Origin of the sequence: Coprococcus sp. AF16-5 (assembly GCF_003479365.1) — a bacterium.
In the GTDB taxonomy this organism is placed as follows: Bacteria; Bacillota; Clostridia; order Lachnospirales; family Lachnospiraceae; genus Coprococcus; species Coprococcus aceti.
Genome location: NZ_QUGZ01000002.1, coordinates 129,763 through 148,914 on the forward strand (window position 1 = coordinate 129,763; position 19,152 = coordinate 148,914).

At 41.6% G+C, this 19,152-nt stretch carries 23 protein-coding genes and 1 riboswitch; of the genes, 8 read left to right on the plus strand and 15 right to left on the minus strand.

The window, feature by feature from the left end; genetic code table 11:
• Positions 1-5 precede the first annotated feature (5 nt).
• The 5 genes from DWW70_RS05565 to DWW70_RS05580 all read right to left on the minus strand — a co-directional run bounded on the left by DWW70_RS05565 (position 6) and on the right by DWW70_RS05580 (position 2,375).
• Positions 6-899: a DUF1351 domain-containing protein gene (locus tag DWW70_RS05565; RefSeq protein ID WP_118649432.1), complete on the minus strand. Its 894-nt coding sequence runs from the start codon at positions 897-899 to the stop codon at positions 6-8.
• Positions 900-908: 9 nt separating this feature from the next.
• Entirely contained in the window at positions 909-1,076 is a 168-nt protein-coding gene (locus tag DWW70_RS14835; RefSeq protein WP_158576519.1) for a hypothetical protein, read from the minus strand.
• A complete protein-coding gene (locus DWW70_RS05570) occupies positions 1,073-1,720 on the minus strand; it encodes a YqaJ viral recombinase family protein (protein WP_118649433.1) in 648 nt (215 codons plus the stop codon). Before DWW70_RS05570 ends, DWW70_RS14835 begins: the two co-directional genes overlap by 4 nt.
• A 3-nt stretch (positions 1,721-1,723) precedes the next feature.
• Complete coding sequence (locus DWW70_RS05575; RefSeq protein WP_118649434.1) at positions 1,724-1,951, minus strand: hypothetical protein; 228 nt, start codon at positions 1,949-1,951, stop codon at positions 1,724-1,726.
• Positions 1,952-2,042: 91 nt separating this feature from the next.
• Positions 2,043-2,375 (minus strand): hypothetical protein, encoded by a 333-nt coding sequence (locus tag DWW70_RS05580; protein WP_022215959.1) that lies wholly within the window; start codon positions 2,373-2,375, stop codon positions 2,043-2,045.
• 53 nt (positions 2,376-2,428) lie between these two features.
• On the opposite strand from DWW70_RS05580, the gene DWW70_RS05585 reads away from it, so the two are divergent.
• Complete coding sequence (locus DWW70_RS05585) at positions 2,429-2,773, plus strand: hypothetical protein (protein ID WP_118649435.1); 345 nt, start codon at positions 2,429-2,431, stop codon at positions 2,771-2,773.
• Here DWW70_RS05585 and DWW70_RS14840 read toward each other — a convergent pair.
• Positions 2,745-2,885 (minus strand): hypothetical protein, encoded by a 141-nt coding sequence (locus DWW70_RS14840; protein ID WP_158576521.1) that lies wholly within the window; start codon positions 2,883-2,885, stop codon positions 2,745-2,747. The genes DWW70_RS05585 and DWW70_RS14840 overlap by 29 nt on opposite strands.
• A 58-nt stretch (positions 2,886-2,943) precedes the next feature.
• On the opposite strand from DWW70_RS14840, the gene DWW70_RS14770 reads away from it, so the two are divergent.
• Positions 2,944-3,291, plus strand: a complete 348-nt coding sequence (locus tag DWW70_RS14770) for a hypothetical protein (protein ID WP_147360139.1) — start codon at positions 2,944-2,946, stop codon at positions 3,289-3,291.
• Between the two features lie 269 nt (positions 3,292-3,560).
• Entirely contained in the window at positions 3,561-4,013 is a 453-nt protein-coding gene (locus tag DWW70_RS05595; protein ID WP_118649437.1) for a hypothetical protein, read from the plus strand.
• Between the two features lie 105 nt (positions 4,014-4,118).
• On the opposite strand, the gene DWW70_RS05600 is transcribed toward DWW70_RS05595, so the two are convergent.
• Entirely contained in the window at positions 4,119-4,337 is a 219-nt protein-coding gene (locus DWW70_RS05600) for a helix-turn-helix transcriptional regulator (RefSeq protein WP_243013734.1), read from the minus strand.
• 152 nt (positions 4,338-4,489) lie between these two features.
• Between DWW70_RS05600 and DWW70_RS05605 the strand changes: the two genes are divergently transcribed.
• From DWW70_RS05605 to DWW70_RS05625, 5 genes are all read left to right on the plus strand, one after another.
• Positions 4,490-4,873: a helix-turn-helix domain-containing protein gene (locus tag DWW70_RS05605; RefSeq protein ID WP_118649438.1), complete on the plus strand. Its 384-nt coding sequence runs from the start codon at positions 4,490-4,492 to the stop codon at positions 4,871-4,873.
• Between the two features lie 67 nt (positions 4,874-4,940).
• Positions 4,941-5,174 carry a hypothetical protein gene (locus DWW70_RS05610; protein WP_118649439.1) on the plus strand — a complete coding sequence of 78 codons (234 nt, stop codon included), beginning with the start codon at positions 4,941-4,943 and terminating at the stop codon, positions 5,172-5,174.
• A 16-nt stretch (positions 5,175-5,190) separates the two neighbouring features.
• Complete coding sequence (locus tag DWW70_RS05615) at positions 5,191-5,688, plus strand: hypothetical protein (protein WP_118649440.1); 498 nt, start codon at positions 5,191-5,193, stop codon at positions 5,686-5,688.
• Positions 5,689-5,733: 45 nt separating this feature from the next.
• Positions 5,734-6,252 (plus strand): hypothetical protein, encoded by a 519-nt coding sequence (locus DWW70_RS05620; RefSeq protein WP_118649441.1) that lies wholly within the window; start codon positions 5,734-5,736, stop codon positions 6,250-6,252.
• Between the two features lie 165 nt (positions 6,253-6,417).
• The gene (locus DWW70_RS05625; RefSeq protein WP_118649442.1) at positions 6,418-7,557 is read left to right on the plus strand and encodes a tyrosine-type recombinase/integrase; all 1,140 of its coding nucleotides are present in this window, start codon (positions 6,418-6,420) and stop codon (positions 7,555-7,557) included.
• A 159-nt stretch (positions 7,558-7,716) separates the two neighbouring features.
• Here DWW70_RS05625 and DWW70_RS05630 read toward each other — a convergent pair whose 3' ends face one another.
• From DWW70_RS05630 to DWW70_RS05660, 8 genes are all read right to left on the minus strand, one after another.
• Positions 7,717-7,998 carry a homing endonuclease associated repeat-containing protein gene (locus tag DWW70_RS05630; protein ID WP_055271920.1) on the minus strand — a complete coding sequence of 94 codons (282 nt, stop codon included), beginning with the start codon at positions 7,996-7,998 and terminating at the stop codon, positions 7,717-7,719.
• 44 nt (positions 7,999-8,042) lie between these two features.
• Entirely contained in the window at positions 8,043-14,285 is a 6,243-nt protein-coding gene (locus tag DWW70_RS05635; RefSeq protein ID WP_243017682.1) for a DUF4430 domain-containing protein, read from the minus strand.
• Positions 14,286-14,447: 162 nt separating this feature from the next.
• Positions 14,448-14,590: riboswitch (cobalamin riboswitch) on the minus strand.
• Between the two features lie 273 nt (positions 14,591-14,863).
• Positions 14,864-15,697 carry a hypothetical protein gene (locus DWW70_RS05640; protein ID WP_117875135.1) on the minus strand — a complete coding sequence of 278 codons (834 nt, stop codon included), beginning with the start codon at positions 15,695-15,697 and terminating at the stop codon, positions 14,864-14,866.
• A 145-nt stretch (positions 15,698-15,842) separates the two neighbouring features.
• On the minus strand, positions 15,843-16,964 hold the full coding sequence (locus DWW70_RS05645; protein ID WP_118649443.1) for a hypothetical protein: 1,122 nt from the start codon (positions 16,962-16,964) through the stop codon (positions 15,843-15,845).
• A complete protein-coding gene (locus DWW70_RS05650; RefSeq protein WP_117549549.1) occupies positions 16,951-17,679 on the minus strand; it encodes an XRE family transcriptional regulator in 729 nt (242 codons plus the stop codon). Before DWW70_RS05650 ends, DWW70_RS05645 begins: the two co-directional genes overlap by 14 nt.
• Positions 17,680-17,704: 25 nt before the next feature.
• Positions 17,705-18,382: a GDSL-type esterase/lipase family protein gene (locus DWW70_RS05655; protein ID WP_117875129.1), complete on the minus strand. Its 678-nt coding sequence runs from the start codon at positions 18,380-18,382 to the stop codon at positions 17,705-17,707.
• Positions 18,383-18,444: 62 nt separating this feature from the next.
• A complete protein-coding gene (locus tag DWW70_RS14845; protein ID WP_158547590.1) occupies positions 18,445-18,594 on the minus strand; it encodes a hypothetical protein in 150 nt (49 codons plus the stop codon).
• Entirely contained in the window at positions 18,591-19,109 is a 519-nt protein-coding gene (locus tag DWW70_RS05660; RefSeq protein ID WP_243002940.1) for a type IV toxin-antitoxin system AbiEi family antitoxin domain-containing protein, read from the minus strand. The genes DWW70_RS14845 and DWW70_RS05660 overlap by 4 nt, the downstream gene beginning before the upstream one ends.
• Positions 19,110-19,152: the final 43 nt, after the last annotated feature.

Consider the following 19,152-nt stretch of genomic DNA (forward strand, 5'->3'; position numbering starts at 1 on the left):
ACCTCCTACTTAATCGCTCTAAATGTTATATTTCTGCTCTGGAAGAACTCTCTCAAGGCTGCTGCATCATCCGTTGTAAGTTCAACCTCAAACTTGACTACCATCTTCTGTGGTTCCGGCTGTGATTCCTCTACTGGTGCTGGCTGTGCATCCTCAGGTGGTGTCATAGCCTGTGCCATTGCAGCTCTCTCCTGTGCCTTGCGTTCTTCTTCAGCCTTTCGCCTTGCCTCTTCTGCTGCTTTTCGTGCCTCTTCTGCAGCCTTTCTCCTTGCCTCTGCCTCAGCCTTTGCCTTTGCGATCTCTGACATTCTCTTAGCCTCAGAAATGGCCTTGTTAATGTCTAATGTCTCCTTAAATACCTCTGTAGCCTCAAAGCCAAACTCCGGGAGCTGGCTAAGTGTAAGAACTCCATTGCCGATCTCATACATCTTAGACTTCATCTGATCTTCAATACTCTTCATTGATGTAGACGCATTCAGCCACTTAGGATCCTGTATCTTCTCAAGCGTTACGAAGTTCTGAAAACCTATCTGGGAAAACAGCTCTTCAATGGCTTTCTGCTTTTCAGCCTTGCGCTTCTCGTCAAATGCCTTGACCTGTGAGTCTATCTGCTCAAGGGCTTCATCTGTAAGGCCTGCAAGCTCTTTCATCTTCTCTTCAAAGTCATTAAATGGTTCAAGATATTCTTTCTTCTTGGTTATTCTCATATCCGATATAGCCTTCTTCAGCTTGTTCAGCCTTGCTCTGTCATCTTTTGCAAGCCCCTTCTGATCTTCTGAATAATACGCATTCTTATATGTCTCTACTTTGTCCATGATGTAAGCCTTGGCTTCATCATAGTTCTCGATGTTGATCTCACCTGTTTTAATCGGTGATATTCTAAGTTCAAATGTCTCCATGTTAACCTCCTAATTCAGCACCAGCTCCATCTGGTGACTCTCCTTGTTCTCTCGCACCATTGCCATGATGCGTGCTGTCTGTCGCTGTCTCTCTTCCTCACAGTCGCAGTGTTCGCCTGGATCCAGGTAAGCACCACACTGCGGACATTCGTTGTAATACATGCCATTTCCTTTCATATCTCCGGGAGTATCAGCGGTGGTTCTTTCTTTGACTGTACGCACTCCCAGAAGTCTCTTTCAGCGTCAATAAGATACTGAATGTCTTTCTCTACCTCTGACCGCTCTATCTTGTAGTGCCTGGTCTGCAGATACACATCACCGTTGAACTCTGACTTAAGCTGAGCCTTGAGCACCACAAAATCAAATTCCGTTACCATCAGGTAATGTAGGACCTGTATGTAGTAGTTGTCCGGGATCCTGTGATCCCATTTCTCCTTCTGCCTCGACTGTAAGATATTCGTGGTCTTACATTCCCATATGCCTTTACGGCCATCCTGATCTATGAGCCAGCCATCAAGAGATGCATGCGCCCACGGATACTTGTCATTGAACCAGATGTTATTTTCTTCATAACACACCTGATATTCCGGATAGTCCAGTTTGAACATTCCACGGAGAAGCGGCTCGGCTTCTGTTCCATATTTCACATATGGCTTATCCGATATATCGACCGGTTCAATTCCATATGCTTTTTCTTTCCAAAGCTCCACATTGCTTTTATATGGATTCATTCCCACAATAGCAGATGCATCAGACCCGCCTATCTTGGTTCTTGCCTTAAGCCATTCTTCGTGGCTTCCAAGCACTTTCATCTCAACCATGTTCTATTCCTCTCTGGCATCTTCAATGCTGTTCATAAGTTCAAGCACGCCATAAAGTCCCAGCTCCGTAAACACGGTTCCAAGCAAGTACGCCACCAATCCTACCGCCGGCAGTGCAAGCAGCACTTCTACGTTGAATAAGATGTTGTAGGCCAACAGCAAAAATAAAATAGTCATTATTACAAGACTCACGGCCTTGACAGCCTTTGTGTCTAAGTTCTTCCTCTTCATTGCTTTTCTTCCCCTTTTCTGCTATGATTTTCTTGAGTTATTTCTTATTTGCACCGGCGGAACTGCTATTCCAAAGGTGCTTTTTTTACTGTCAGGGATCTAATTCATCCCAGTTTATGACGGCTTCTTTTGCTACCTTATTTATGTCGAACGGCGGCACTCGTCTGCCAGCGTCAAGCTGTTTCTTGTACTTCAGATAATCCACCAAGGCAAGCACATTGACCCTTGTTACTCCGGCACCATCCAGTATGGTGTATGGTCCATATCTGCCAGACTGGACATATCTGTCAAGATCTGCTATACGTCTGGTTGCTGTAGATAATGACATCTCAAATATCTTCATCATTTTCGCCTTACTTATGTACGGCAACCGGCCAATCTCCCTGACACCTATTACCTGTATGTCCTTGACTGCTCTGCTCATTGCTCTCATCTCCTTTCCTGTGATATAATTGATAAAAAACTAGGGGGGATCTTATGCCTGTCACAAAATCAGATATCAAAATATTGAATTATGTCCACCATCGTCATTTCCGACCTGTCACCTATATGTCTCTTTCTGGTAAATTCAGCAAGCATGAAGTAGACAATCTTATCAAAGGTGAACTCTTATCCTACGTTCCTATAATCGTTGATTATCAGGGAATCCCATCGGAAAAGCTTGCCGCCGAATCTGCAATATCACTTACCAAAGATGGTATATATGTAGTTGAACAGAATCAGTGGTTTGATACCCAATATCTGCTTACGCAAATAATCGTCCCTATACTGGTTGGTGTTGCAAGTGCCGTCATCACAACAGTCTTATTACGATTACTGTAGCTATGCCTATGGCTGCTCCTATCAGTCCCATCACTGCAGGTCTGATATAATCGCACCAAAGATCTTCCATGAAGTACGGCTCCTTGAGTTTCTTCTTAATCTTTTTGAACATCTATGATCTCCTTTCTTGTTATGTGTTACAATGGTAAAAAACTAAGGAGGTTCGCTCTATGTATGAATACGATTACGATAAAGTCACCCTAAATTTGGAAGAAAAATATAAACTCTTTATTACCAAACGCAAAAAGAAAACAACCGAAAAGTTTTTAGGCGATTCTAAAGAATATTTACTTGGAATTCGTTTCATTAAAGCCAACTACTCTGGTCAGCGAAATGAAATAGGTGAACAAATACCTGATGGTACATATTCTATAACCTGGTATTATGGCCGTTATCTTATATGGAAAAGGAATAAAGCTTTTTATGGAATGCTTTCATCGTTTGTAACTCCTATAGTTGTTTCCATAATTACATCAGTACTAACAGTAATAGTCCTACGCATATTAGGCTTAGGATAAGAATTGCGGTTCTGTATCTGCGTTCCTTCTTGTAAAGATGTTCAAAGAACTTCACTTCATCATCTGAAACTGGAAAAATCTCCTGGAAGGCTTTTCGTTCTTCTAGGATTTTTTCGTTCTTCATCTCTTTTTTGATGGCTTTCAGGTCATTTGCTTTCAATGTTTTGTTTAACTCCTCTGTTGTCATGCCTCTCCTTTCTTATTTTTCTTTATTCCTCCATGTGTTATAATCACTCTAACAAAAGGATTTATTTACAAGGAGGGATTTTATGGCACCTATAGTTGTTGCAATCATTTCAGTAGTTGGATCATTTGTTGTAGTCTATCTAACAGCAATAAAGGAATTATTTACACAGAAGTATCAAATTCGCCGAGAACAGCTTGATAACTTCTATATACCTTTCTATCAGTTCTATTGCCGTGGACTTCTGCTCTATAACAAACTCAGTAAACTTGGTCCTGAGGCAAGAGGTAATCTCTTAGATTTATTGACCAGTAACATCTATCTCATGGAGCCTGAATCACAAGCACTTTATCCTGATTTTTACCTTGCCTTTCTCAATATGCTTGAGGCTGAAAATGGCAACAAGGACTATCCTTTAGATAAATGTTCTGAAGAACTTGATATTGCATTTAACAGACTAAAAAATGCTGTATTCACCGAGTACAAAGGAATATTAAAGAAATGCAATCTCCCAGTACCTTCAATACCGCAGCAGTAACCATTCTATCTTTGAGTACGCACGCAATTGCTGATATATTTGCAATCAGAACAACAACTACCACTATCCAACCAAACATCTTTCCTCTCCTTTCTGCTGTCCATTTTAATTGGATTCAGATGGCAAAAAAATATAGTCTAACGGCATATCATACAGTCTTGACAATTCCTTAGCCTGTGAGATTTTAGGCTCTGATGTGCCTTTTTCCCAACTAACAATAGTCTGCTTACCTACTGCCATATGTTTTGCTACTTCTTCCTGTGTCATTCCTGCATTTACTCTTGCTGCCGCTAAACTAATCTGGATCTTTTTCTGTGTTTTCAATTTTGCTCTCACTTCCTTTCTGTATCATGTTCACATTGTATATCCATTTTAATTGGATGTCAATACCAAAATTCATTTTAATTGAACTTTTTGTTGTCAATTATTCAATATTGTTGTATTATAATAATAAGTTTTAAAAGGGGGTGCACCTTATGTCAGACGATAAACAAAAAGAAGTGTTTGCAAGAAATTTAAATAAATATTTAGAAAGAAGTGGAAAAACCCAAAAAGAGGTTGCTCAGGCAATTGGAGTTATTCCTACTACATTTAATACTTGGTGCTTGGCACAAGCTCTACCTAGAATGGGCAAGGTCCAACTTCTTGCTGACTATTTTGGTATAAACAAATCAGATCTTATCGAGGATAACTCGGATACTGAGTATTATTTAGACGCTGAGACCGCAAAGAAAGCACAAGAGATATTCGAGAACAAGCAGCTCTCTCTTCTCTTCGATGCTGCGAGAGATGCCGATCCAGAGGATTTAGAGACTGTTCACACCATGCTCATGGCTCTCAAAAATAAAGAAAAGAAGTAATGTACAAAATACATCCCACTGATTTTGTTATTATGACTTTAATTATGCCGTAAAGGGGGATGATTGTATGAATTATGATATAAATGTCCAGATGATGGATTTGAAATCATCGAAGATAAAGGAAACTGTGACAGAGAATGATGACGGCTCATATACCATCTTTCTCAATTCAAGATTTACACAGGAGCAACTAAAAGATGCCTACATCCATGCCATAGGTCACATCACCAGAGACGACTTCAACAAACACAGCTCTGCTGATGCTATTGAGGTTTATGCGCATGGATTAAATAAAAAATAATGAAGGAGAGATTTTCATGAAAAAGAAACTATTAACAATTATGGCTGTATCAACACTAGCTTTGTCTCTTACCGGATGTGGTAATGCAGATAATTCTACTACTGTTTCCACCACCGAAACTGTAACAACAGAGGCCACCACTGAAGCAACAACAGCAACTTCTACAGAAGAAGAAACCACTGAAGCTGTCACATCAGAAGAAACTTCAGAAACAGAAGCTCAGTCTGGTACATTAGATGGTCTTGCTCAGTATCTTCTGGATCAAGGAGTTGTTACAGGTTCAACATCGGAAACTATGTACTCATATATCGGAGCAATCGGCGGATTCAAGTATCTTGATTCTAATGTAGAAGTTTATGAGTACGACATGAACTCAGATACGTATAAGCAAATAGTTGATACTAATAGCGTGAGTGGTCTTACTGTGTCCGCTATCAATGGGCCTTACGTTCTTATGTTTAGTAATGATGACGTGAACCAGTCTGTAATAGACGTATTCAATGCATACAAATAAGAGCTTTTATATGATATAGAATAAAAAAAAGGGGGGCTAGTTGATATGTCATTATTTGGACCATCAAAAAGAGAATTACTAGAATGGCAAGCATTTGTTACAGGCCAGCAATCGTCAAAACTTCACATGACTAAGGCACAGCTAAAGGCAAGTACACAGCAGATGGCGAACGACAGTCTTAGAATATCTAGCGACTGCATTAGGATTATTTCTGAAACAATAAAGCCTGAAGTGTTTTTTTCAAGGATGGATTTATTATATCAGCATACATATAAATTATCTATTTGTGAAAAATACATACAATTCTCAGGTGCATTACCATCACAGGCGTTGGCACAATTTGGACAAGATCATTTTAATGCTGTGCAAGCTTTTATTAACAGATATGCCCAAGCCACATATAGTAAAGCTGATACACTAAAGACACCCAAGGGAAAACTGAACCAAGCAGCAAAATTCTATGATTCACTTATCCCTTATTTCAATAATATAGAACCTCAAAATATACAGATGATTGAAAATATAAAGCAATCCATGTATGCTAATTTTGATGACAAAAAATAAAGTTCAAAATAAAAAAATCCCCCAGGTGCTACCAACACCTGAGGGAAGTTACCCACAAACCGAAGGCTTATGACTAACGTTTCAACAAACTACATTATATCATAAGCCTTCTCATTTTAGTAGGCTTATTTTTTTATGCCTATTTTTAGATAGGATGGTGATTTTATGTGGTGTGAAACACAGAAAAATGGATCAGTGAAATACTGTGAGAGATATACGGATCCGCTCACAGAAAAGGTGAAGAAGGTCACTGTGACGATGCCTAAGGCATCCCCGCAGAACCGCAACAAAGCGGCGAGAATTTTGCAAGGCAAAATAGATAAGCTGTTGACTGCATCACCAGTTAGATCAGATACAACGCTCAAGGAGCTGGCTGATGCTTATATAGCATCATTGCGACAGCGCAAAAGGAAAGAAAGCACAATCAGAACAGAAAGCACTAACATAAATTGCTGTATAAATATAATCGGTAATGACGTACTTGTTGATAAACTCTCTCCTCGTTATGTAAATGATAGACTTCTCTCTTCGGGGAAAAATATAGACACCGTGAATACATATATAAAATTCTTAAAATTCGCTTTGAAATGGGGAATTAAAAGCGATTATCATTCAAACAATGATATATGGTTCAAGCTTGACTATATCCATAAGGAGAGCCCAGATGAGATACCAGAGGTATACGATATCAGTAACGAATACCTTGAGCCTGATGAAATCAAAAAACTACTTAATTACTTTAGAGATAACAACCAATGGCAGGATTACTATACATCATATTTCATGATCCTTACAGGGATGCGTATAGGTGAACTCATTGCTCTTGAAGATGCCGACGTTGATTTAAGAATAAACACTATACACATAACAAAAACTTATTATCCTTCAACAGGATATGTTACATCTGCAAAAACAAGCGATTCGATCAGAGACATTCATATACAACCTGAATTGCTCACGCTCATCAAAAAGTTACGACTTTGGCGAAAAGAGGTTCTATTTGAAAAAGGTATTAAGAGCAGCCTCTTCATACCAAATTTAAAAACAGGCAACTACATGGTTTATTTAACATATAATAATCATTTAAAGGCCGCTTCACTTAAATCTCTTGGGAGAGAAATAACGACACACAAACTGCGCCACACTCACGCATCTCTCCTAGCTGAAGTTATGTCTGCAGAACAAATATCTCGTCGACTTGGACATCATGATGACAAAATAACCAAAGCAATATATATTCATGTTACTCAAAAGATGCAGCAGAAAGATAATGAAGCTGTTGACACCATATCAATTATCAACTAAAAAAAGACGACCACTCAGTTTTCACACTGAATGGCCGTTTTTTAAATTTTGCCCCTTTTCTGCCCCTATGAGTTATTTTCATAGGCTGCAAATGGCTTTAAAGCTTGATTTTCCTTAATTTTCTATCAAGTTGATGATAAACCTGTGGTTTAAAATTTTTTATTCAGTTTTCCCGTTCTGCTTCGCAAGCTTGTACTGGGTCATCTTCCTCTTGGAAGCTATGCGCTTATGCTTCTTTGCCTCAGCCCGCTCCGCAGACCGGTCAGGAAGAATGCCACAGGCCTCAAGGGCTCTCGGCCATGGCCCAAGGTAGGATTTTATCCAGCCAACCTGCTCCGGTGTAAAGTCTGACTTTTTCGGATATCTTCCAAGTGAAATATATGCATCCAGAAGCATCTGACAACATTCTTCACGTGTATAGCCAGCTCTCTTGTTCTCCATACCTCTTTCCTCCGGATCATCTCTGCGTTTCTATGGCCTGAGAATTATTTTACTTTGACAGACTTCACTGAGCTGCCAAGTCCCATGTATCTCTTGCCATTTATTGTCTTGTAAGCTCTTACTCTCACATAGTATCTCTTGTTCTTTGCTAGATTCTTGATAGTTGCACTGCCATACTTTGCGCTCACATACTTTGTCTTTGCAGACTTAAAGTTCTTGTTTGTAGCATATGTTATCTGATATCCGGTAGCACCGCTTACCTTCTTGTAGGTCACCTTAAGACTTCTGCTGCTGTTTGATGCAAGCTTTGTTATTGATGACTTTGCAGGGGTAACTATCAGAGTTACGATTCCGCTTGCCTTGTTGTAATTGCTGTTGCCTGAGACAGTGATCTTTATCTGTACTCTGCCCGGCTTCTTGGTTCTCACAAGACCTGACTTGCTGTTCACTATCGCAATATTCTTGTTTGTTGATGAGTAAGTTACAGTTCCCTTACCAGCAGCCTTAACGGTTATATATCTGTTGTATACATATAATGTGTTGCCTGTCACTGTCTGGTCTGCCTTATTGATCTTGAAGGTCTGCTCAACACTGCCTGTATAATCGTTCTTACCTGTTATAGTTACCTTGGCTGTTCCGGCGTTCACGTTATTTGCATACGATGCTGTATAATCAGCCGCCTCAAGTTTCTTACCGTCAACTGTTACTGTAACCTCAGGCTTCTGTGCCTTGCCTGTATATGTCACATCTGCAACTTCTATAACTGTGTTGTCCTTTGTGAGTGTAACCTTTGTATCCGGCTCCTCTGGCTCTACAGGAACCTCCTTGACTGTTATCTTGATAACGATCTGTCCAGCCTCGTAGTTCTCTGTTCCCTCAGATGAAACTGTGATCTCAGTCTCACCGACAGCCTTGATTGTCACACGTCCTGTCTCAGGATCTACCTCTGCCACCTCTGGTGCAGATGATGCAAATGTAAGTGTACCCTGTCCTGTAACCTCGAGATCAAATGGCTCTGCATTTTCAAGAACCTCGATCTCAGTCTTTTCTGTAGTTATCGTCTTTGTAGACTTCTTTATCTCGAACTCGCCCTGAATTGTACCAGAGAACTTACCAGTTCCCTTTACTGTACAAGTACCCTTTCCGGCATTTACGTTATCACTGTATGTAACCTCATAGCTGCTTGGATCAAGCTTCTTGTCATTTACATATACGGTAACTTCCGGTGTGAGCTCCTCTCCAGTGTACTCTGCGTCTGCTATCTCAAGCTTTGTATTGTCCTCAGTGAGTGCTGTCACTGCCATGATCTTGTACCATGCAGTTCTTCCACCTCTTGATGTGATCCTGCACACAACATCATTTGTCAGGTTGATCTTGGCTGAAAGTCCGTCAACCACAACATAATGGCCATCCGCAGTTGTCTTGTATGTCATGTCAAGCTTTACAAGATCTGCGCTCTCCGGCAATACAACACCGACCTCAAATGGATCAGCCTTTGTTCCTGTTCCATTCAGAACCTCTCCATTTGCCTTGTATGTGTAGATAGAATTCCAATTCTCATCGGATTCTGTCTCTGTGGTAAATGTTATCTCTGTTCCATCTATTGTCATGGACTCAAATGTAGGAAGTCCTGAGAATGATGCTGCTACATCTGCTCCTGTGAGCTCATAGTGAAGCTCGATAGTGTCGTTATCCTTTGCAGCCAGTGAACCAAGCCCACCGTTGTCAAAGTCGTCTCCGTTGTATGACAGCATCCATCCTGACATTGAGTAGTCAGCAACTGATGCAAGTCCGTTTACAGATACGATATATGGGCCATAAGCTGACTCTTGAATATCGTAGGCTATTCCGGCATTATCCAGTGCACGCTTTACAGCGTCAACCGCGGAAGCTGCCTCAACCTTTGTGTTCTTAAGGATAACTCCATCCTTTGATGCACCATTTATTCCGGCTGCACTTGCTGTGTAGTCATATACACCTATGTTGAAGATAGTAACTCCGTCAATTACAGTTCTTACCTTCTTGTATGTCTCTACAAATTCTCCATCTTCTGCTGTCAGAGGAACATTTGCCATGATCTCTGCTGCAGGTGCCACGTTCAAGATGGCCTCTCCGTCATTGATCTTGGTAACTGTGTCAGCTGTGAGCTTCTTGACTGCCTCTATATTAGCAGCCGATACATATGAAGCCTGATTCTCTGTGATGCTCTCATCTGCTGCGGCTGTGCATGAATATGCAGATCCTGATATTGTCAGATCCTCTGAATAACCTGCAAATACGCCTGTTGTGGCTGCGTCACTGCCATTTACAGTTCCTGCGCTGTAGCAGTCTGTGATCTCCACGCCTGCGTCATTTGACGTATTACCCTTGAAAACACCTGCAATACCGCCTGCATTTGTCTGGCCTGTGATCGTTCCTGCATTGTAGCATGAAATGATCTTGCATCCAGGATCCTGTGGATAGTATTCATTGTGGCTTCCGAGTATTCCACCAACATTTGTCTTGGCTGTGATGTCACCATAGTTTGTCGAATTCTGTACGCAGATATTTCGGCTGCTCATAGATCCTATGATTCCGCCGACGGTACCACCGTTTTCTGCCTTAATAGTTCCATGATTTACACAGTTCTCAATCACTGTGTTGCTTATTTTGTTCGTGTTACAGTATCCTACCAGACCACCTATCGAAGCTGATGTATTTGTGCCTGTGTAAGTGATATTTACTTTAGATGTACAACCTGCTACTCTTGCCGGTGCATCTGTGGTTCCCTGATACAGGTATCCCACAACCGCTCCTGCTGCAGTCTTGGTGCTCATGATGATAGTTCCCTCTACTGTGAGGCCGCTGATCCTTGCACCCGCCTGTCCAAATATTCCTGAGTAGCCTATATCATTCTGATACAGATTGCTGATAGTATGTCCCTGGCCGTCAAATGAACCCATGTATATGGCACCCGATGTACCTATTGGTGTCCAGCTATATCCTGAAAGGTTGATATCCGCTGTGAGCACTGCATTTATGTCGACCTTCTTATTGACATTTACCTCATTTTCAAACCAGTACAGCTCTGCACCTGTGCTGATCTGGTATACTCCGTCAACCTGTTCGGGCTCGGTCTTGCTCTCGCCATCCCAAGCAGTTGCACTTGACGCTGTGAGGCTGATGGTCTGTGACATCTCGCCGGAAGTATCCTCCGGGATCTCAAATGTTCCCTCGGCATACATGTATCCGGCACACTTCATAGTGTAATTGTACTGTCTGCCTGCAAGACCATTGAAGCTGCCGTCATTTACTGTTACGGCATTTCCTTCAGTATCCTTTATGCTTACCTTATATCCTTCTACTGCTTCGTTTGTAGCACCATCCACTACATCAAGCTTTACCTGGACAAAGTCTGTCTTTGCCAGCTTAAATGACATATCCGGGAGACTTCCAAGGTATGCCACACGTACGCTTGCTGCCATCTGTACAGGCTTTCCTGTTGCATGGCGGACCTCTCTGTGTGAACCGTATGGCGAACCAAATCCGCCCTCATACAGAACTCCGCTCAGCGTGTACTCGTCACCTGCAAAATACTGAGGTATCTTGACTGTAACTGTCTGGGCAGCAGGATATGATGCAAATGCATACTGGTTGCTTGCTCCTGAGAATTCATTTCCCTCACCATCTGACAGTTTTATAGTTCCGGCCATGTTGTAAATTCCTGCAAGCTTGTTGGCCGGAATATACAGACCGTCGTATGCCTTCTTGCCATCCTCTGTACGCTTACCATATGAAACCTCTATGGTATCACCGGCTCTGAGTTCATCTGCTGAGATCTCGTCACCATCAGCGTTCTTATATGTGTATGATACCGGGACTTCCTTTGCACGTACTACCTGATATGTGCTAACTCCGTCCTTTGTCACCTTTATTATGTTTGATCCCTCTGTGAGACCGCTTACAGTGTAGCTTCCATCATCATTCTTCTTGACATCTGCTGTTGTAAATCCACTGTATGTAAGCTTGTTTCCCGTGATCTGTGGATGAAGAACTGATACTGCCACTCCATCCTCCGGTGTAAATGTGTACTCTGCACCGGCTGCTCCCTCAAGATAATACAGAACATCGATCTGTGCATCCAGATTGTCTACAGCAGTCTTAGCAGTCTCTGTGTTGCGTCCTGCATTTAATGTCATATTTGTCTGAATGTCTGAGCCGTCATTTCCTACAGTGAATACGACTACACCTGTGTTTTCAGGCCAGATCGCACTGAAGAATGAACCGCCCATACCAGGCTTGTTGATCTCTGCATCATAGGTTACGAGAAGTATCGCTGTTCCCTCTGACTTTGCCTCGATCTCTGCTATCTCTGAATGCTCGCCAGGTACAACGCTGATCACATCACTTGATGGGTTACCATTCTCATCGATAACTGTGTAGTGATAATCAGGCTCTGCTGATTTTGCATTCATGATACCCTCTATAGCCTGCCAGTTACGGAAGCACTCAAGGTGATACTTGTCACCCTTCTGCATTGACACATAGCCCTTCTCATTGGATGTCATGTAGATATCTGCGACATCTGAGCTGTTGGCTGACATGTCATGTACAACTGTGCCAGGGCCATATGTGCTGTCGCCGATGTACATATCCTCGGCTGTTACCTTGTACTCAGCATCTGTGGTTGTGGAGAACCAGTTCCAGTATGTAACTCCCTCTCCACCAGTTACACGGTAGTAATATGTGATACCACTTCCAAGCTTATACTTGTATGTGTCATATCCGGCATCCTTGCTGTCTATCTTGATGCCAGCCTCATCCTTATATATATAGTATGTTGAAAGTGTACCAACTCTGAGCTCAGTTCCCTCTGGAACTGTGAACTCTACTGTCTTTGCCGCTGCAAGAGCTACTGAATAACCGTAGCTTCTGTTGGATGTAAGTGTGTTTGACACAGTCTTAGAGATATAGTCATCTGCTCTATCTCCAACCGGATCATATGTCACTGACACCATATCAGCATAGTAGAACAGTCCTGCATACTTTGCCCAGGAGTCATCTGACCCCTCCCTGGTCTTTACAAACTCTGCATGTCTGTCCACATTGTCAGGAGACATAACCTTACCTGTGACGGTATAATCAACGTCTTCCTTCCAATATTTTTTGTTGCCATCTACAGTGTCATAACCTGTACATGCTATATCTGTGATGCTGTATATGCTGTATGACTGCTGTGGATCGTCTGTGACTACGAGATCTATAGATCCCATATCTGTCTTCTCGTCACCGCTCTTCTGATATGCTGACAGACGGTATGTACCCGGCTCAAGCTCAAGGGTATACTTGCTGCCATCAGGCTCTCCAACTTCAATCTCATTGCCCTCTGAATCAGCCAGAGTCATGTAAGGAGCAGAATAATTCATGGTTACAGATACTGTATTTCTCTTGTCACCCCTGATCTTCTTCTCAACTGCCTGAACCTCATCTGCAGTTGCAGTGAGATCTGTCATGACCGCCTGAACCTCTTCACGTAGAGCCTCGTCCTTAGCTATCTCATCTGCATGCTCTGCATAGAGCACATAGAGCTCTGTCTTGTCCTGAGTCTCATAGTATGCATACTCAGAGTCAAATGTATTCTTATCCGGATTGTAGCCATATCCCAGATCTGCGCCATAATCTGCGAGCGTGAACTGCCAACGGATAACGTGTGTATTGTCTACTCCGGCTGCAGAATCTACCTGATATTCTCCTGCGCCGACATTTCCCAGTATATTGTCAACTGTGTTCATCCAGCCAGACATGCTGAAATAATCAAACTGGCCAAGATCTTTTCCTGTCTTGTCCTTAAGCTCAAGTGCCTTTCCATTCTTCTTCTGATAAGCATCCTTAAGCTCCTGTGGAACATTTGCAGCTCCCTTATCAATGCCCTTTATGTTGGCAAGATAATAATCGGAACTATTGTATTTGTCTGTTCCTGAAGGTTCTGTTTCAAGTCCCTCTTTCTTGAAAAACGCGTAAGTAGCCTGTGATACGGTAAGCTTAGACAGGTCGATGTCTATGCCTTCCTCTTTCCAGACTTCACCGATCTCTTTGTAGGACATTCTCTCCGGCTCGATATAGAAGCCCTGACCAAGAGTAAATCCCTCAAGAGACAGCACAACGTACTCAGTGCTGTAATCAACTTCGCCATCACTCTCTGCGGCGGCAGCCTGAACATAGCCCCAGCTTGCATTTGAAGCAAATGGTGCCACTAAAACTGCGCATGCCAATAAGAATGAAAGCATCAATGTCCTGATTCGTTTCATCTCCTATTTTCCTTTCTTTATTTAATTGTAGGTTATAAAGCAGGGAATATGTATTCTGCTTTTCCCACGCCCAAAAGCTAACAGATGAACTGTCGTGTCATCCGCATCCGGGTACTCCGCATATCCCGGCTGTCTGTGTCTGTCAGACGCCGTCACGCGGCCGGAAATCTCATAAAATCTGCGGGCATTCTGACTGAAAGACACAAGTCTTAACACAGTAATGGCGGTTGCACCGGAATCTCACCGAATTTCCCCCTGATCGGATGCTTTTCAGGACGGCATCCGAGCAGATTTTCACTATGAAATCACAGGGTTTATAGTAATTGTGAATCGGGTAATTGTCAACTCCAAGTACCACTTAATGTACTTTTTTGTCATATTTTATTAGTAAGGTGAGATATGTGTTTTATCCATATCACACATTTCTGCATAATATGTAAGTAGAGAGAAATTACTGAGAATACCTTTGGATTTCATTCTGCTGTCCACAGCATACATTTGGTTTACAAAAGCCGGGTATCCCTATTTTATAGAGATATCCGGCTTTTCTTCTGGCTCTTATTCTGATTACTTTTTAGTTACGGAAGCCAGCTTATTCTGACCTCTTTGAGCTGTCCTGTTGTATCGTCAAACTCAAATGTATAGCCGCTGCTTCCCATATAAACCTCAGAATCTACACTGTACTTGACTATCTTGCCATCTACTTCTGCATTCTCACCGCACTTTTCAAGCAACTGATCCTTGGTGATAGTTGTAGGGAATGAGAAGTTCACCTGCTTTGCGCCGTCAAGCATCATCTCACTGATCTCTGCATTCATGCTGGCATCATAATCCGGGTTTGGCACAAAAAGGTGTGAATACCTTACATATGAGAGAACGCAATCCTCTGCCTTCCGCTCACTGTCAGTAAAGTTGCCAAACATAAACTGCATCGTTACGTAGTCATTGATTTCTGCTGTGTATCTGTCAGTTTCGTAATTTTTATTTACATTGTTGCCACTGTTATTGAGAGAATTCTGCTCAAATGGTATTCCACCGTCTATAAGATCCTTCAAGGTGGACTCACCTAAAGTGAATTTCTTTCCATTATATACAAATGACCTATTGTCAAGATCTGCGTAATTCTCGCTGAGTCCCGATGCCAATGTGAAATCCTCATATACAGGCATCGTAAATTCTGTGGATTTCTCACTGTCATCACTGTAATCGGTTTCATCTGCATATGAATCATCAGATTCAGTATCACCTGTATCCTCAGCCTCAGATTCCTCCTCCGTTGCCACTTCTGTTTCGGTTACCTGCTCTGTTGACTCCGTCTCTCTGGTGGATTTGCCATCATTTCCACATCCAACTATAGAAATTCCCATCACCACCGTGATAAGTCCTGCAATCAGCATTTTCTTGTTCCTCATATAATAATCCTCCTTAAAACCTAGTGGCTTTATTATTAAGAATGTCACTATATTTTATCAAGCCGTAATCGGTTGCAACGGGGCAACTATGGGTAGCGAACCGAAATCATAGGTGTTTTCGTCACTTTTTTGTAATCTATAGTGTTTATTTCTCCGTAATGTTCATGAAACTATAATAAGTGTCTCTGTCCATGGCATCCGGATTATCATCGGCAAATCCGCTGACTGTATATATGTTCCCATCCTTCAGATCAGCATATGCATTAAAATAGTATGTGATATTTCTCTTGCCGTCCTTTATATATAAGGTCGAATATGTGTAGTAATAAAATGTCACACCATTTACCTCACACTGACCTTCCTCTGTTACCTTTGATATTCCGGCCCCGGTCTTTCTGTCTGCCATATCAGATGCTGTCATCCAGCTATATGGTACGATCGAAGTCACAACCGTGATCTTATCACCGTCTGAATAGTATGTCTTACCTGACAAATCCTCATTCTGAAGGCTGTAATTTTCAGGGATTTCATATGACACGGTAGTATCTCCATTCACGACACTGTCCACTACTCCCGTCTCCATAGCTTCGTCCTCCTGCCAGTATGCGCCTGTCATATCATTTGTCTCATCTGTGGGAACGGCCCCCGCAACAATGGCCACAGCTTCATCGGCAGCCTTCTCATATACCTCAGCTCTCTCCGCCCCGCTCAGCGCATCTATATCTATCCCATCAAATCTTATCGAAGTAAAGAAACGCTGCCCTTCCCCGGCATCACATATAAGCTGATAAAAATATGATCTGTCGAACTTCGCACCTCGTTCATTTGCAAGACTCGCTATGTATCTGATATATTCCTTCCCCTGTATCTCGAACTTCTCAGGCTCCAGCTCCATCACATAACCTGCGTCCTCAATATTTTTCTTGCGCTGCTCTCTGTTGTCCCAGAAATCCGCCATCGTCTTATCCTCCACATCGATCTGTATCAGATAATCATCACAGCTTCTTATATTAAGGCAGCCACTCTCATGTATGATTGCCTGTCCTACCGGATTCACAGAGAAGGCATATCCCTTGAACACTATATGCCAAGGCTCTGTCTCATCGTCAGCTATTTTATTTCCATCCTGTTCAGTTTCACTTTTTTCTTCCGTCTTCTGCGCACTGTTCAGATCAATAACGCCCATAAACTCAAGAGCGACAAATGCAGCTCCCGCCAGTATGCATGCTATTACGATCGCGCAGACAATTTTTTTACATTTTTTCATCGGCTGTCTTATCCTCAAGTATGATCTGAAGTGTATCTTCTTTCTTCATCCTTCTTATCTCAAGCCCAATTAGGATCAGAAGAATAATAAACACCAGCATGACAAATGCTGCGGCAATTATGGTTGATGTCTTGTAATTCAGAAACAGACCATCACCGTCCACCCCTGTGTACAACTGTATGTAATCTCCATCTCGTACCCCCGGTACATCAAGCCACACAGTATCCATGATCTTTCGGCCATTGTCATCCAAATATGCCAGATCAGCTTTTGTATACTGCTGATACACCTTCTCCACGCGCACATTTCCGTTCTTATCTGAATGGCTGATCCACTCGTTCCTCACAAACAGCACCGCCACCACAATTACACAGAAAACGCATATGGCTGCCATCACGCAAAATAATATTTTCAATCTGGCAAGCCTGCCTTTTCCCCTGAGATTCTTCAGATGGACAGCATTATTCGCTGAAGTCCCATCCCCGGACACCTCTTCCGGCGCCTCCGGCTCATCACCCTTTCCATATATAAGTTCTCCAACCTGTACATCCAGAATCTCACATATACACACAAGCCTGTCCAAATCAGGATACGCCTTATCCCTCTCCCACTTGGACACAGCCTGTCTGCTGACTCCCATCTTTTCCGCAAATTCCTCCTGATTCAGCCCGGCTTTCTTCCGGTACTCCTGAATCCTGGATCCTATAAGCAGCATTTGTTTTCCTCCTTATCTCCATCTGTTATACTGTTTTTTTCAAACAATTAATCCATGCTTTTGCCAAAGTTATATGCCCCTCTTTTGTAGGGTGTGATCCGTCTAATGTTTCATAACGTAAATTCTGTGATGCCAGATCTGCAACTTCAATTCCCGCAATTTCTGCAGCAATTTTTATTGCCGCATTGTATTCATATATCGATACACCAGCCCATTTATGTGGAAATTTCCAACTATTATCGCCTTTCATATAACTTTCCATCAATGTCCCACATATAATTCTACTTTTCGGATAATTCATCTTTATCTTTTGCAACATATTATAATAGGACGAGAAAAATGAAGGGCTTCCCAACTTATCATTTGTAATATGAACACCGTTTCCAAAATCATTAAACCCTAAATATATTAGAATCATATCAGGTGTGTACTGCTCTGTATGCAAATTTGATGTACGCTGATCACAATTTCCACTAGGGAATTTTTCACCTGCAACCTTACTTCCAGAATAAGAATTATTAACACAAATGTAGGCGTTAATGAACTGGTTTACCTTTGCCCACCATGTATCATATACCGATGTCATGTCATTTCTTAAAGAGTTGTACTCATCATAAAACACCTTATATCCAATCGGATTATATCCTGAATATGTACTTATAGAATCACCCAAAATAGATACAAATTTTACTTTATTTTTCATTGAAGTCCCCTCTACTTTCCTCTCTTCTTCAAAGTTTCTCGACGTTCTAGTCTATTCTTAACCTAATCGGCCCTAATCGTAACATTTCTACTCAATGGGCCAATCGATAACGCTTTTAACACAATATCCTGACACACTTTCGCTGACGCCTTATCTCCCTGATAACCATTTTCATTTGCTTCTTCAATAAGCTTCTGTATATTTATCATCATAAAACCTCCAATCTAAGTGTCTCCATTACCATGTTTGACTTTGGTAATTCATACGCATATTCTGCAACTAAAGTCATATCCAGTTCATGAACAATCTTTCTATAACTTGCAATTAATTCTTTGTACAAATCAAAAGAAAATTTTCTTTTATTCCGTATCAGTTCCACAAGAAGACGCTCTTTATCATAAATTACAATATCCACACCATCATAATTCATTGTAGTTTTGCCCATATCAAATGCTTCGCTGTTTTCATAAAAATGCTTCACTCTTTCATCGCTGATTTTTCTTGTATTTTTCGGTGTCGCAACATAATAAAAATTTGGTATGGTATCCGTCAATCCATAGTAATAAAAGGCACTATTCAGAGTTATAATTGCATTGGGATATTTCTTAGAAATAATCTCCAGCTCCGGCACATATCTCTTATCAGAATAGATGCCTTTTTCTTTTACATACAGTTCCCCTTCTTGAACACATTTTTTAATTTTATAATCCGTTCCATATTTTTCCAAACACTCCTGATATGACAGCAACATTTTCCTTCATATGTTTTTC

Excerpts from the sequence above, each read along its gene's own strand:
- DWW70_RS05610 (WP_118649439.1), top strand. The coding sequence starts at position 4,941 with ATGAATTATGATATAAATGTCCAGATGATGGATTTGAAATCATCGAAG.
- DWW70_RS05565 (WP_118649432.1), bottom strand. The coding sequence starts at position 899 with ATGGAGACATTTGAACTTAGAATATCACCGATTAAAACAGGTGAGATC.
- DWW70_RS05620 (WP_118649441.1), top strand. The coding sequence starts at position 5,734 with ATGTCATTATTTGGACCATCAAAAAGAGAATTACTAGAATGGCAAGCA.
- DWW70_RS05650 (WP_117549549.1), bottom strand. The coding sequence starts at position 17,679 with ATGCTGCTTATAGGATCCAGGATTCAGGAGTACCGGAAGAAAGCCGGG.
- DWW70_RS05580 (WP_022215959.1), bottom strand. The coding sequence starts at position 2,375 with ATGAGCAGAGCAGTCAAGGACATACAGGTAATAGGTGTCAGGGAGATT.
- DWW70_RS05605 (WP_118649438.1), top strand. The coding sequence starts at position 4,490 with ATGTCAGACGATAAACAAAAAGAAGTGTTTGCAAGAAATTTAAATAAA.
- DWW70_RS05585 (WP_118649435.1), top strand. The coding sequence starts at position 2,429 with ATGCCTGTCACAAAATCAGATATCAAAATATTGAATTATGTCCACCAT.
- DWW70_RS05655 (WP_117875129.1), bottom strand. The coding sequence starts at position 18,382 with ATGAAAAATAAAGTAAAATTTGTATCTATTTTGGGTGATTCTATAAGT.
- DWW70_RS14840 (WP_158576521.1), bottom strand. The coding sequence starts at position 2,885 with ATGTTCAAAAAGATTAAGAAGAAACTCAAGGAGCCGTACTTCATGGAA.
- DWW70_RS05595 (WP_118649437.1), top strand. The coding sequence starts at position 3,561 with ATGGCACCTATAGTTGTTGCAATCATTTCAGTAGTTGGATCATTTGTT.
- DWW70_RS05630 (WP_055271920.1), bottom strand. The coding sequence starts at position 7,998 with ATGGAGAACAAGAGAGCTGGCTATACACGTGAAGAATGTTGTCAGATG.
- DWW70_RS05635 (WP_243017682.1), bottom strand. The coding sequence starts at position 14,285 with ATGAAACGAATCAGGACATTGATGCTTTCATTCTTATTGGCATGCGCA.
- DWW70_RS05640 (WP_117875135.1), bottom strand. The coding sequence starts at position 15,697 with ATGAGGAACAAGAAAATGCTGATTGCAGGACTTATCACGGTGGTGATG.
- DWW70_RS14845 (WP_158547590.1), bottom strand. The coding sequence starts at position 18,594 with ATGATGATAAATATACAGAAGCTTATTGAAGAAGCAAATGAAAATGGT.
- DWW70_RS05625 (WP_118649442.1), top strand. The coding sequence starts at position 6,418 with ATGTGGTGTGAAACACAGAAAAATGGATCAGTGAAATACTGTGAGAGA.
- DWW70_RS05645 (WP_118649443.1), bottom strand. The coding sequence starts at position 16,964 with ATGAAAAAATGTAAAAAAATTGTCTGCGCGATCGTAATAGCATGCATA.
- DWW70_RS14770 (WP_147360139.1), top strand. The coding sequence starts at position 2,944 with ATGTATGAATACGATTACGATAAAGTCACCCTAAATTTGGAAGAAAAA.
- DWW70_RS05615 (WP_118649440.1), top strand. The coding sequence starts at position 5,191 with ATGAAAAAGAAACTATTAACAATTATGGCTGTATCAACACTAGCTTTG.
- DWW70_RS05570 (WP_118649433.1), bottom strand. The coding sequence starts at position 1,720 with ATGGTTGAGATGAAAGTGCTTGGAAGCCACGAAGAATGGCTTAAGGCA.
- DWW70_RS14835 (WP_158576519.1), bottom strand. The coding sequence starts at position 1,076 with ATGAAAGGAAATGGCATGTATTACAACGAATGTCCGCAGTGTGGTGCT.
- DWW70_RS05575 (WP_118649434.1), bottom strand. The coding sequence starts at position 1,951 with ATGAAGAGGAAGAACTTAGACACAAAGGCTGTCAAGGCCGTGAGTCTT.